12 protein-coding genes are annotated in these 13,025 nt (G+C 66.7%); 7 read left to right on the forward strand and 5 right to left on the reverse strand.

All coding sequences use genetic code 11. The features are described from left to right. Positions 1-121: 121 nt before the first annotated feature. Together glsA and nucS are read left to right on the forward strand one after the other, a co-directional pair. Entirely contained in the window at positions 122-1,555 is a 1,434-nt protein-coding gene (gene glsA, locus IDF66_RS18295) for a glutaminase A (protein WP_190268094.1), read from the forward strand. A 57-nt stretch (positions 1,556-1,612) separates the two neighbouring features. Continuing rightward, a complete protein-coding gene (gene nucS / locus IDF66_RS18300; RefSeq protein ID WP_190268095.1) occupies positions 1,613-2,296 on the forward strand; it encodes an endonuclease NucS in 684 nt (227 codons plus the stop codon). Positions 2,297-2,311: 15 nt separating this feature from the next. Here nucS and IDF66_RS18305 read toward each other — a convergent pair whose 3' ends face one another. From IDF66_RS18305 to mce, 3 genes are read right to left on the reverse strand one after another with little or no spacing between them, the layout of a single operon-like run. Continuing rightward, on the reverse strand, positions 2,312-2,725 hold the full coding sequence (locus tag IDF66_RS18305) for a nitroreductase/quinone reductase family protein (protein WP_190268096.1): 414 nt from the start codon (positions 2,723-2,725) through the stop codon (positions 2,312-2,314). 54 nt (positions 2,726-2,779) lie between these two features. Next, positions 2,780-3,874, reverse strand: a complete 1,095-nt coding sequence (locus tag IDF66_RS18310; protein ID WP_190268097.1) for a coiled-coil domain-containing protein — start codon at positions 3,872-3,874, stop codon at positions 2,780-2,782. Positions 3,875-3,902: 28 nt separating this feature from the next. Beyond that, positions 3,903-4,397: a methylmalonyl-CoA epimerase gene (mce, locus tag IDF66_RS18315; RefSeq protein WP_190268098.1), complete on the reverse strand. Its 495-nt coding sequence runs from the start codon at positions 4,395-4,397 to the stop codon at positions 3,903-3,905. 82 nt (positions 4,398-4,479) lie between these two features. On the opposite strand from mce, the gene IDF66_RS18320 reads away from it, so the two are divergent. The 5 genes from IDF66_RS18320 (at position 4,480) to IDF66_RS18340 (ending at position 8,721) form a co-directional block, all read left to right on the forward strand. Continuing rightward, complete coding sequence (locus IDF66_RS18320) at positions 4,480-5,712, forward strand: acetyl-CoA C-acetyltransferase (RefSeq protein WP_164306557.1); 1,233 nt, start codon at positions 4,480-4,482, stop codon at positions 5,710-5,712. 62 nt (positions 5,713-5,774) lie between these two features. After that, positions 5,775-6,134, forward strand: a complete 360-nt coding sequence (locus IDF66_RS18325; RefSeq protein WP_190268099.1) for a DUF3817 domain-containing protein — start codon at positions 5,775-5,777, stop codon at positions 6,132-6,134. Positions 6,135-6,147: 13 nt separating this feature from the next. Further along, complete coding sequence (locus IDF66_RS18330; RefSeq protein WP_190268100.1) at positions 6,148-6,453, forward strand: thiamine-binding protein; 306 nt, start codon at positions 6,148-6,150, stop codon at positions 6,451-6,453. A 107-nt stretch (positions 6,454-6,560) separates the two neighbouring features. Further along, a complete protein-coding gene (locus IDF66_RS18335) occupies positions 6,561-7,706 on the forward strand; it encodes an MFS transporter (RefSeq protein ID WP_190268362.1) in 1,146 nt (381 codons plus the stop codon). Positions 7,707-7,710: 4 nt separating this feature from the next. Then, complete coding sequence (locus tag IDF66_RS18340; protein WP_387999307.1) at positions 7,711-8,721, forward strand: tetratricopeptide repeat protein; 1,011 nt, start codon at positions 7,711-7,713, stop codon at positions 8,719-8,721. Positions 8,722-8,775: 54 nt separating this feature from the next. On the opposite strand, the gene glgB is transcribed toward IDF66_RS18340, so the two are convergent. After that, positions 8,776-10,986 carry a 1,4-alpha-glucan branching protein GlgB gene (glgB, locus tag IDF66_RS18345; RefSeq protein WP_190268101.1) on the reverse strand — a complete coding sequence of 737 codons (2,211 nt, stop codon included), beginning with the start codon at positions 10,984-10,986 and terminating at the stop codon, positions 8,776-8,778. A 7-nt stretch (positions 10,987-10,993) separates the two neighbouring features. Next, entirely contained in the window at positions 10,994-12,994 is a 2,001-nt protein-coding gene (locus IDF66_RS18350; RefSeq protein WP_317628761.1) for a maltotransferase domain-containing protein, read from the reverse strand. Positions 12,995-13,025 lie beyond the last annotated feature (31 nt).

Here is a 13,025-nt window from a genome sequence, read left to right on the forward strand (position 1 = left end):
GAGCGACCACCGACGAAATGGTGCACGAGCAGCAGGCGGGCTCACCACTTCGGAGGTTGTCGCGAGTGTGGCGCGCGGCCGACTGATGCCCCGTCCACCGTTTCTGGCCTACATTCGCAGTGTGACCTCCCTTGTCGACGGGTATCTCAGCCACATCACGTCCGCCTGCGCCGCCGATCTCTCCGGTGCGGTGGCCGACTACATCCCCGAACTCGCGCAGGTGGACCCGGAGGGTTATGGGCTGTCGTTGTGCGTGCACGACGGCCACATCTATTCCCGCGGGGACAGCTCCGTCGAGTTCACGATCCAGTCCATCTCCAAGCCACTCACGTACGCGCTGGCGCTCTCCCGACTGGGTTACGTGCAGGTCGACACCAAGATCGGTGTGGAGCCTTCAGGTGAGGCGTTCAACGAGATCAGTGTCGATGACCGTCTGCGCCCCAAGAACCCGATGATCAACGCCGGCGCGATCCTGACCGCGTCGATGCTGCTGCCACCGGTTCGCGACGTCGCCCCGCAGACCGTCGACGAGATCTTCGACGAGTTGGTGGCGTTCTACTCGGCATGCGCCGGACGTCAGCTGTCCCTCGACCCCGCGGTCTACGGCTCCGAGGCGGCCACCGGTGCCCGTAACCGGGCGATCGCCTACATGCTCGACAGCTTCGGGGTCATCGACACCGATCCGGAGGCGGCGCTCGACCTCTACTACCGGCAGTGCTCCCTGCGGGTGACCACCGACGACCTGGCGGTGATCGGCTGCACCATCGCCAACGGTGGGGTCAACCCGCGTACCGGTCGCCAGGTGCTGAACCAAGAGGTGGCCCAACGGGTGCTGTCGGTGATGACGACCTGTGGAATGTACGACGGTGCAGGCGACTGGGTGTCGTCGGTCGGGTTGCCGGCCAAGAGCGGGGTGGGCGGCGGAATCCTCGCGATCCTGCCGGGACAGCTGGGTATCGGGGTGTACTCACCACGGCTCGATCGGCACGGCAACAGTGTGCGGGGCATCGACACGTGCCGGCATCTGTCGACCGACCTCGGTCTGCACATGTTCAACCTGACACGCGAGAGTCGGGTGACCATCCGGTCCATTCACGACATCGCCGATTTCGAGATCGCGGAGGACTGGGGTGACATCGAGCGTCTGTATCTGCGAACCTGCCGTGACCGGGTGAGGATCTACGAACTCCAAGGCGACCTGACCTTCTCGGGGGCCGAGAGTGCGATGCGGCGGTTCGAGGGGGATCTCGACGACGTCGATGTCCTGATCGTGGACATCTCCCGGATCGGGGTCATCGACCCGGTGGCCCGGACCATGATCCTCAACTTCAAACACGCCCTCGACGACCGCGGCCAACGCGCCATGCTGGTCGACCCCGACGGTGTGGTGCGGGCCAGCGTGGACCGCCACCGAAACGACAGCACGCTCCCAGATCTTGCTGCACCGCAAGCACTTCGGGGATTCGATCCGACGTTGCCGCACGTCCACGGCACCATCGCGGATGCGGTCATCGACGCGGAGGCGTTCCAGCTGAAGCAACGGTACCCGGCGTGAGCGTGCGTTCGGTGGGGAGTGCGCCGGCACGCAGGGGCGGTCGCTAAGCTGGCCACCGTGCGTCTGGTTATCGCGAACTGCCAAGTGGACTATGTCGGGCGATTGACAGCACATCTGCCGATGGCCAAACGTCTCCTGCTGATCAAGTCGGACGGCTCGGTCAGCGTGCACGCCGACGACCGTGCCTACAAGCCGCTGAACTGGATGAGTCCGCCCTGCTGGATGGCCGAGCTGCCGGTTCCCGACGGTGCCGACGGCGAAGCGTATTGGGTCGTGACCAACAAGACCGGCGAGGAACTGCGGATCACCATCGCGTCGATCGAACACGATTCGGCCCATGAGCTCGGCGTCGATCCGGGTCTGGTCAAGGACGGCGTGGAAGCGCACCTTCAGGAGTTGCTGGCCGAACACGTCGAGACGCTGGGCACCGGTCACACGCTGGTCCGGCGCGAGTACATGACCGCGATCGGTCCGGTCGATCTGCTGTGTCGTGACGCCGCCGGTGCGACGGTGGCCGTGGAGATCAAGCGACGCGGCGAGATCGACGGTGTGGAACAGCTCACGCGGTACCTCGAACTGCTCAACCGCGATCCGATCCTGTCGCCGGTGTCCGGGGTCTTTGCCGCCCAACAGATCAAGCCGCAGGCGCGAACCCTCGCTGAGGATCGTGGAATCCGTTGTCTGATACTCGATTACGATGCACTCCGAGGCGCGGAGAGCACGGAGTTCCGGTTGTTCTGAACGCTTCCGCGCGGGTCAGCTCACAGGGGTCAACGCGACCACCGCGATCGTGCGGCTGACCTGGTCCTGATAGCCCTGGAAGTCGAACACGTTCTCGTTGAGAGTCGTCCACATCTGCTCTCGTTCGGCACCGGTGATCTCCGCGCCCCGAACAGGCGTCACCGCGTCGCCGATCGCGATCTCCGCCGGGCTGCCCGCCTTCAGGTTGAGCCACCAGCCGGGCTCCCAGTCGCCCCCGCCGTTCGAGGCGACGACGATCCAACGATCGCCGTCGGGCATGTAGATCAGCGGCGTCGTACGCCGCGTCCCGGTCTTGCGGCCCGTCGTGGTCAGGATCAGCAGATCGGCCCCACGGAAGCGCCGAGGACGAATCCGCCCGATCACAGCGTTCATGGCACGGTTGACCAGGACGAAGGCACGCCTCTTCATGGCGAGATCGTAAACAGTCCGGCGGAGATCCGCCGGGTATCGGTCGAGGTGGGGCTATTTGTTCGCAGTCTGGTTGTTCGCGGTCTGATTGTTCGTCGTCTGGTTCTTGGACTGGCCGCCCGCGACATTCGGCGCCGCCGACGATCCGTTGGTGCCCCCGGAGTTCGTCGCGCCGGACCGCTTGATCTGCGACTGCGTGGAGAGTGCGCGATTGAGGAGTTCGAGATCGTCGGAATCGGTGAGTTCGGCGAGATCCTTGTGGCGTTCGGCCAGTTGCTCGGGCACCTTGGCCAACTGCTCGCGGACCCGGTCGAGCTGCTCGACGACCTGCTTACGGGCGAGGTCTGCCTTGTTGGCGAGTTCACGGGAGCGGGCGAGGCGCTCGGTGGCGATCTCTTGTGCCGTGTCCTTCGTCCGCTGGGCCTCGTGCCGCGCGCGGTCACGCTGGGCGGCCAGTTCGGCGTCGTGGCGTTCGCGTTCGGCCTGGCGCGCACGCGTGCTCTGCAGTTCGAGTTCGGCGGCCTCGCCCTTGGCCTTGGTGACGATCCGGCGCGCCTCGTCGCGTGCCGCGCTCATGGTCTCCTTGTGCTCGGCCTCCATCGCCGCCGTGCGCTCGGTGATCAGGGTGCTGGCCTCTTCGGCCTCTTCGGCGGCCTGAGCGGCAAGGGCGTCTGCCTTCTCCCGTGCCTGACGTGCGCGGTCCTCGGCTTCGTCGATCAGCTTCTTCGCTTTGTCCTCCGCGTCCTCGCGGATGCGCTCGGCGTCGGCGTGGGCATCGTCACGCAGGCCTGCGGCCTCCTGCCGGGCGATCGAGGTCGTCTCGGCCGCCTCGGCCGCGGCATCGGCACGGATCTCCGACGCCTCGTCGGAGGCGAGCTGGAGCATCCGGCCGAGCCGCTCGCTCATCCCTTGGGCGGTGGTCGGGGGCACCGAGAGTTTGTCGACCTCGCGACGCAACTCCTCGATCTCGTCGCGTGCTTCTTCCAGATGTGCGGCGAGTTCGTGGGCGTTGGCGGTGGCCGCATCCCGGTCCGCGGCGAGCACACGCAGCTCGGCGTCCATTCGCTGCAGATGCTCGGCAACCTGCTCGCGGTCGAAGCCGCGCATGACGATCGCGAACGGGAGTTGCCGCGGTGCGGGAGCTGACATGCGGCACAGTCTATCTCAGTGGGAAATGTCAGTGACCTGTGGAATCCGTCGCAGGTTCGACCAGCTCGAGGAGTACGCCGCCCGCATCCTTGGGGTGCACGAAGTTGATCCGCGAGTCGGCCGTGCCACGCCGTGGCTCGGGGTACAGGACACGCACTCCGGCGTCGGTCAGGCGTGCGCTCACCGCGTCGACATCGGTGACCCGCACGGCCAGCTGCTGCAGGCCCGGCCCGTTGCGGTCGAGGAACTTCGCGATGGTGGAGTCGTCGTTGAGCGGGGCCAGCAACTGGATCACGGCACCGCCGGTCTCGGCGGCGCTGCGTGGGCCGACCATCGCCTCGATGACGCCTTGGTCGGTGTTCGTCTCCTGGTGGAGGGTCTCGAATCCGAGGTGGGTCAGGTACCACTCCTTCGCGGCGTCGAGATCGGGGACCGCGATGCCGACGTGATCGATCGCGACGACGAGGTCGGAGATGAGCTCGGTGGCCGAGACGGTTGCGGGGTCTGTTGCAGAGGTGGTCATGCACCAACGGTAGCGTTGGATGTACAAGCGCACAGAGCGGGCGCTCGGTCTGCCCGCTGTCACCGGAGATCCTGGAGGTCCCATGTCCACGAACACCGAACAGTCGTCGACGGTCATCGTCGCCGGAGCGCGGACGCCGTTCGGCCGCCTGATGGGGTCGTTGAAGGACTTCAGCGGGGTGGACCTGGGCGCCATCGCCATCGAGGGCGCCCTGGCGAAGTCGGGCGTATCGGCCTCGGAGGTCGAGTACGTGATCATGGGGCAGGTGCTCACCGCGGGCGCCGGTCAGATGCCTGCACGCCAAGCCGCGATCAAGGCGGGTATCGGCTGGGATGTCCCGACGCTGACCATCAACAAGATGTGTCTTTCCGGGATCGACGCGATCGCGCTCGCCGACCAGATGATCCGCGCAGGCGAATTCGACGTCGTGGTCGCCGGTGGCCAGGAGTCCATGACACAGGCACCGCACCTGCTGCCGGGTAGCCGCGGTGGCTTCAAGTACGGCAACACGGAGTTGGTCGACCACATGGCCTTCGACGGCCTGTGGGACGCCTTCACCGATCAGCCGATGGGTGCCCTGACCGAGCAGGGTAACGATGTCGCAGCCGATGCGGCCGCCGACGTGACCCGCGGATTCTCGCGGGAGCAGCAGGACGGGTTCGCCGCGCAGAGCCACCAGCGTGCCGCGATCGCGTGGAAGAACGGCGTGTTCGCCGATGAGGTGGTGCCGGTCAGCATCCCGCAGCGCAAGGGCGACCCGATCTCGTTCGCCGAGGACGAGGGCGTGCGCGCGGACACCACGGCCGACTCGCTCGCCGGTCTGCGCCCCGCATTCCGCAAGGACGGCACCATCACCGCGGGCAACTCGTCGCAGATCTCCGACGGTGCGGCCGCCGTTGTCGTCATGAGCAAGGCCAAGGCGACCGAGCTCGGCGTCACGTGGCTCGCCGAGATCGGTCCGCACGGCGTGGTGGCGGGTCCCGACTCGTCGCTGCAGGCGCAACCCGCCAATGCCATCGAGAAGGCGTGTGCGCGCGCCGGGATCACGCCGGCCGACCTCGACCTCGTCGAGATCAACGAGGCCTTCGCAGCGGTCGGGCTCGCCTCGACCGCGCAACTGGGGATCGATCCGTCGATCATCAACGTCAACGGCGGCGCGATCGCCGTCGGGCACCCGATCGGGACATCCGGCGCTCGGATCACGCTGCATCTCGCTCTGGAGCTGCAGCGCCGTGGCGGTGGGATCGGCGCGGCCGCGCTGTGTGGTGCCGGCGGACAGGGCGATGCCCTGATCGTGCGGGTCCCGAAGAGCTGAGTGGAGCCGCACGGGGAGACTTCTACTACACCTGGTCGTAGAATCCTGTCCGATTCGGCACAATGGTGACCATGTCGCACTTCTTCGATCTCAGCACCCCGGCCAAGCGCTTCCGATTCGTCGCGGTCCTCGAGGCGATCACCTGGTTGGCGCTGTTGATCGCGATGTTCTTCAAATGGGTGCTTGGGCACACCGAAGCGGTTGCGGTCCCGGGCATGGTGCACGGCATCGTCTTCGTTCTCTTCGTCATCGTCTCGGTGATCACCGCAGTGCAGTTGCGATGGAGTGTTGGGGTCACCGTCCTGGCGCTCGTGTCCAGCATCCCGCCGTTCGGCACGTTGGTGTTCGAATGGTGGGCGCAGCGCAACGGCCACCTCGCGGAGCTCTCCGACGAGCAGGCCTCCGGGCAGCTGGCCGCCTGAGTACGGTGCTGTCATGATCGTCGCGTTCAGCCTGACGCCCTCGGGGGGTGACGCCGTCGACGACGACGGCGGGATGAGCAGGGCTGTCGCGGCGGCGGTGCGGGTCGTCCGTGAGTCTGGTCTGCCCCATCAGACGACGGCGATGTTCACCTACCTCGAGGGCGACTGGGACGACGTGATGGCCGTGGTCAAACGTGCCACCGAGGCCGTCGCCGAACACGCCCCGCGCGTTGGCCTGGTCCTCAAGGCAGATATCCGGCCGGGCCACACCGGCGAACTGACCGGCAAGGTCGAGCGGGTCGACCGGCATCTCGCGTGACTGCTCCTCGTCGGGGGGCGCAGCGCGAGATCGAGGTCGCGGCCACCGAGCGACGGGCGCGCGGGTCCGTCGTCGCCGTCTTCGCGCTGAACGGTTTTCTCGCCGCGATGTGGGTTGCCCACATCCCGGTGATCACCGAACGCACCGGCGTCTCGCACGATCAGCTCGGCGGCCTGCTTTTGCTCCTGGGTGCATCGGCGTTCGTCGGGATGCAGGTCTGCGGACCGCTCATCGACAGATGGGGTTCGCGTCCGAGCACCGTCGTCGCGGCCGTTGTGCTGTCGGTCGTGATCCTCGCACCGGTGAGTGCAGTCAACGGCGCAACCCTGGCTGTGGCACTCGCCGGATTCGGCTTCGCCAACGGTGCTCTCGACGTCTCGATGAATGCCCAGGCGGTCCAGGTCGAGCGCCGGTACGGCCGTCCGATCATGTCGTCCTTCCACGGTTTCTTCTCCGTCGGGAGCCTGATCGGTTCCGGCGTCGTCGCGGCGACCCTGTGGCTCGACGCAGGAGTCCTCGTCACCGTCGCCGCCGCGGGCGCGGTCGGCCTGGTGGTCGTCGCGTGTGCGGCCCCCGGACTGCTGCCGCGGGAGCACCACGAGCCCGAACCCGTGCGGCATGCCGGAGTATCGGACGACGCCGATCGGCGGCGCTGGTGGACGGGCGTCGACCTGCGACGCCTGGCGTTGCTGGCCGCGGTGGCGTTCGCACTGATGCTCGCCGAGGGCACGGCCTACGACTGGAGTGCGCTGCACGTCGTCGAGACGTTCGATACCCGCGATTCGATCGGTGCGATCGCTTTCGGCGCGTTCAGTGCGGCGATGACGGTGTCCCGATTCGGTGTCGACGGGGTCGCGTCCCGGGTCGGGCCGGTTGCGGTGATCCGCTGGGGTGCCCTGATCGGGATGACCGGCATGCTGCTCGCGATCCTCGCGCCGTCGGCGGGCTGGGCGATCGCAGGGTGGACCGTCTTCGGCGTCGGCCTGGCCGGATTGATCCCACAGATCTTCACCGCCGCCGGAAACCTCACGACGGCTTCGAGTGGACGGGCGATCTCCGTGGTCGTCGGCTGCGGCTATCTCGGCATGCTGGCGGGACCGGCGGTCGTCGGTTTCATCAGTAGCCGGAGCAGCCTGTCCGTCGGATTGATCGTCGCGATCGCAGCGCTCGTCTTCGCCGCCGCGGCGGCCGGGGTGGTACGTGCGCCGGCGGGTGACAGCGGCGGTCGGCGGTCGGGCGGCATGACACACTAGAGGGGTGAGCAGACCAACGAATCGGCAGCAGGCGGCCGCTGCGGCCGCACGGCAACAAGCTGCCGCGGTAGCGATGTCGGGTGCGGTCGACCTGTCGGCCCTCAAGGAACGCGCCGACGCGCAGCGGCAGCAGTCGGGGCGGCCCTCACCGGCCTCCCGAACACCGGAAACCCCGCAGGACGCCCCGAACGGTGACTCTCCGGGCGGGAGCGGTCCCGATCACTCCGGCGGCGCAGTCATCGACGTCACCGACGAGAATTTCGAGACCGAGGTACTCGGACGGTCACAGCACCAGCTGGTTCTCGTCGATCTGTGGGCCGAGTGGTGCGGACCCTGCAAACAGCTCTCGCCCGTGCTCGAGTCGCTGGCGGCGCGCGCAGGGGGTTCCTGGGTACTCGCCAAGATCGACGTCGACGCCAGCCCGCGCGTCGCCCAGGCGTTCCGGGTGCAATCGATCCCGATGGTCGTGGCGATCGCCCAGGGACAGCCGGTGGCCGCGTTCAACGGAGTGCGATCCGAGGCGGAGATCTCGCAGTGGGTGAGGGAGATCCTCGATCAGGTCGGCGACGCACTGCCGGGCGGTGAGGCCGGTGAGGTCGAGCCGGAGGCCGACGACCCCCGCATGGTGGCGGCGGAGGACAAATTGAACGCCGGTGATTTCGAGGGCGCCCTCGCTGATTATCGGGCGATCACCGACGCCGAGCCCGACAACATCGAGGCGGCGTCGGCTGCCCGCAATCTCGAGTTCGTTCTCCGCGCACAGGCACACGATCCGGCGATCGTCGACACGGCTGCACCGGCCGACGTCGACGCCCAGCTGGCCGCCGCCGATGTGTTGCTGCTCGCGCAGCGGCCCGAGGATGCCTTCGACCGGATCGTCGGTGTCATCAGGGTGACGTCGGGTGACGAGCGCACGCGCGCACGGACACGACTTCTCGAATTGTTCGAGCTCTTCGATCCCGCGGAACCGTTCGTGGTGGCCGCGCGCCGCAAGCTGGCCAGCGCGCTCTTCTGATCGTCCGCCGGGCGGGTGTGCCCGCCCGGCGGACGATCGTGTGCCTGGTCGTCGTCAGGTCGACGACGTGGCGGGAGCGAGGAAGATGGCGGAGTTGGCCGGGAGCATCACGGTCGCGGAGCTCTCGCGGCCGTGCCAGCCGGGCCCGTCGGCGACGACCTGCCCGAGATTGCCCTTGCCCGCGCCGCTGTAGGCTGCCGAGTCGGTGTTGAGGACCTCGTCCCAGGTCCCTTGCCGGGGCAGGCCGACGCGGTAGCTCTCTCGATCGGAGCCGGAGAAGTTGAACAGGCAGGCCATGACCGAGCCGTCGGCGCCGTAGCGCAGGAAGCTGATGACATTGTTCGCGGTGTCGTTGGCATCGATCCACGAGTAACCGTCCGGAGTGGCATCCTGGCTGTAGAGCGCCGGGCTCTCCCGATACACGCGATTGAGATCGGACACCAATGCCGATATCCCGGAATGTAATTCGCCCTCCCAGCCCTGGAGCTGGTGCCAGTCCAGACTCCGGTTGTCGGCCCACTCCCCGGTCTGCCCGAACTCCTGACCCATGAACAGCAGCTGCTTGCCGGGATGTGACCACATGTAGGCGAGCAGCACGCGGACTCCGCATGCCTTGGTGAACGAGTCGCCGGGCATCCGACTCCACAACGTGCCCTTCCCGTGGACGACCTCGTCGTGCGAGATCGGCAGCACGAAGTTCTCACTCCACGCATACATCAACGAGAAGGTGATCTCGTGATGGTGGAAACTGCGGTGGATCTGATCGCGGGACAAGTAGCCGAGCGTGTCGTGCATCCAGCCCATGTTCCATTTGAAGGTGAATCCGAGACCGCCGAGCGTGGTCATCTGCGTCACACCAGGCCAGGCCGTGGACTCCTCGGCGATGGTGACGACGCCGGGGAAGTGTTTGTGCACAGTTGCGTTCGTCTCCTGGAGGAACTGCACGGCCTCCAGGTTCTCGCGGCCGCCGTAGACGTTCGGGCGCCATTGCCCGGCGGGACGCGAGTAGTCCAGGTACAGCATGGATGCGACCGCATCGACGCGAAGTCCATCGATGTGGAACTCCGCGAACCAGTACAGCGCGTTCGCCACCAGGAAGTTACGGACCTCGCGGCGTCCGAAGTCGAAGACCAGAGTGCCCCAGTCCAATTGCTCGCCGCGCATCGGATCGGCGTGTTCGTAGAGGGGCGTGCCGTCGAAGCGGGCCAGGGCCCAATCGTCTTTGGGGAAGTGGGCGGGGACCCAGTCGACGATGACGCCGATGCCCAACGAGTGCAGATGGTCGACGAGGTATCGGAAGTCGTCGGGCGAACCGAATCGTGCAGTGGGTGCGTAGTACGACGTGACCTGATAACCCCACGACCCGCCGAACGGATGCTCGGCAACCGGAAGGAACTCGACGTGGGTGAACCCCTTCTCGACGAGGTAGTCGCCGAGCTCGGAGGCGAGTTCGCGATAGGAGAGCTCCACTCGCCACGAGGCGATGTGTACCTCGTAGACGCTCATCGGCTCGTCGATGGGTGACCCCTCGGCGCGACGGGCGATCCAGTCGCCGTCGGTCCACGAGTAGGTTGATTCGCTGACCACCGACACCGTCGACGGCGCCGTATGTGTCCGCCTGGCCATCGGGTCGGCCTTGTCGCGCACCACGCCGTCGGCACCGTGGACCCGGAACTTGTACCGTTCGCCATCCGTGACGTCGGGGACGAACACCTCCCAGATCCCGCTGCTGCCGATCTGCCGCATCGGAGTCCGGCGACCGGTCCAGTTGTCGAAGTCGCCGATGACGGCCACGCCATGGGCGTTGGGGGCCCACACCGAGAACGCCGTCCCCCGGACCTCGCCGTCCGGTGTCGTGTACGAGACCACCCGGGCGCCGAGCACGTCCCACAGGGATTCGTGTCTGCCCTCGGAGAACAGGTGGACGTCGACCTCACCGAGGCTGGGCAGGAAGCGATATCCATCGGCCACCAGATACTCGCTGCCACCCGGGTACGAGACTCGATAGCGATAATCGATCAGTCCCGTGATCGGCACCGCGACCACCCAGAGGTCGTCGCTCTGGCGCTGCATCGGGTGGTCGGCCTCGCCGATCACCGCGACGACGGCGGTGGCGTCCGGTCTCAGTGTGCGCAGGATGGTCCAGCCGTCATCGGTCTCGTGTGCGCCCAGGAAAGAGTGCGGGTCCGGGTGCGTCAGGCTGAACAGCCGGCGCAGATCATGGTCGGAGGCATAGGGTTCGGGGCTCTTGGTCGTCTTGGTCACGGCAACCTCACTGCATCCGGTAGGCGAGTCGTCGGGCGGCGGACGGGTCGAGCGGGGGCAACGCGAGGATGTGCGCCACCGCCCGCCACGGCTCGAGCTGGATGTAATTGGCCTGTCCCCAATGGAATTCGTGGCCGGACACCTCGTCGAGGACGGTGAAACGGTCCTGCCAGTCGTAACCGAGGGCGGGGAGGTCGAGCCACAGCGTGGAGGTCTCGGTGCCGAACGGATTGAGATTGATGACGACGATCACGCGGTCGCCGGACACCGCATCGAACTTCGAATAGGCGATCAGTGCAGGATTGTCGAGATGGTGGAAGGTGATGTTGCGCAACTGCTGCAGGGCCGGGTGGCGCCGACGGATCTCGTTCAGGGTGGTGATCCAGGGCTCGAGTGATTCGCCCCGGCTGGAGGCGGCCTTGTAGTCGCGCGGCCTCAACTCGTACTTCTCCGAGTGGAGGTACTCCTCGCTGCCGTCGGCCACCGCGATGTGTTCGTACAGCTCGTATCCGCTGTACACACCCCATGTCGGAGCCAGCGTGGCCGCCAGCGCCGCACGCAGGGCGAACATCCCGGGGCCGCCGTGCTGCAGGCTCGCGTGCAAGATGTCGGGGGTGTTGACGAACAGGTTCGGGCGGGCCTCGTCGGCGTGGGCGGCGATCTCCCGGCCGAACTCCTCGAGCTCCCACTTCGCCGTCTTCCAGGTGAAGTAGGTGTAGGACTGGGTGAACCCGATGCGGGCGAGGCCGTACAGCCGGGCCGGGCGGGTGAACGCCTCTGCCAGGAACAGGACATCGGGATCCCGCTTCTTCACCTCGTTGATCAGCCACTCCCAGAAGTTCGGTGGCTTGGTGTGCGGGTTGTCGACCCGAAAGATCTTGACGCCCAGTCCGACCCACTTCAAGGTCATCTTGAGGACCGCGCGATAGAGGCCGTTGCGGTCGTTGTCGAAGTTCAGCGGATAGATGTCCTGGTACTTCTTCGGTGGATTCTCCGCGTAGGCGATGGTGCCGTCGGGCAGGGTGGTGAACCACTCGGGATGTTCGGCGGCCCACGGATGATCCGGAGCGCATTGCAGAGCGAGATCGATGGCGACCTCGAGATCGAGTTCGCGGGCACGCGCCAGGAAGTAGGCGAAATCCTCCTCGGTGCCGAGCGCAGGATTGATCGCATCGTGACCACCCTCGACGGAGCCGATCGCCCACGGTGAGCCCACGTCTTCGGGTCCCGCCACCAATGTGTTGTTGCGGCCCTTGCGATTGACCGTGCCGACCGGGTGGATCGGTGGGAGGTAGACGACGTCGAAACCCATTCCGGCGATCCGGGGCAGGTCGTCGACGGCCGTCAGAAAGGTGCCGTGGACGGGGTTGCCGTCGCTGTCCCATCCGCCGGTGGATCGAGGGAAGAACTCGTACCACGAGCCGAAGAGGGCGCGGCGACGATCGACCCAGACACGATAGGACCGTGATTTGGTGACCAGTTCGCGGATCGGGTGTTCGGTGAGCAGTTCATCGACCTCGTCGGAGATGGCGAGGATCACCCTGTTCTCGATGCGCCGTCGCCGCGCTTTCAGGAGCCGGATGGCGTCGTCGAGGGTGTCGTGGGCCTCGATCGGGACCACGTCATGTGCCCGGGTGAGCAACTGCACACCGCTCTCGAGATCGTTTGCCAGATCGGCGGCGCCCTGGCCTGCGTCGATCTTCTTGATGATGGCCGAGCGCCACGTGGTGTACGGGTCGCTCCAGGCCTCGATGCGAAACACCCAGTACCCGACGGCGTCGGGGACGAACGCGGCGTTGAACACGTCGGGTTCGCCTGCCGGTTGCATCCGGATGTCGAGGCCGGTCCGCTCCGGGCCGTCGACCCGCAATGTCACGCCGAGCGCGTCGTGTCCTTCGCGCCACGCGGTCGTGCTGACCGGGATGAGCTCACCGACAACCGCTTTCGCCGGCAGCTGCCCTGCCGACACCAGGGGTTGGATATCGTCGATCCCCATCCGCCCGATCACCAGCGGCCTCCTCTCGTCAGACCCCGCGATC

This window comes from Gordonia hankookensis (assembly GCF_014673215.1).
Lineage (GTDB): Bacteria > Actinomycetota > Actinomycetes > Mycobacteriales > Mycobacteriaceae > Gordonia > Gordonia hankookensis.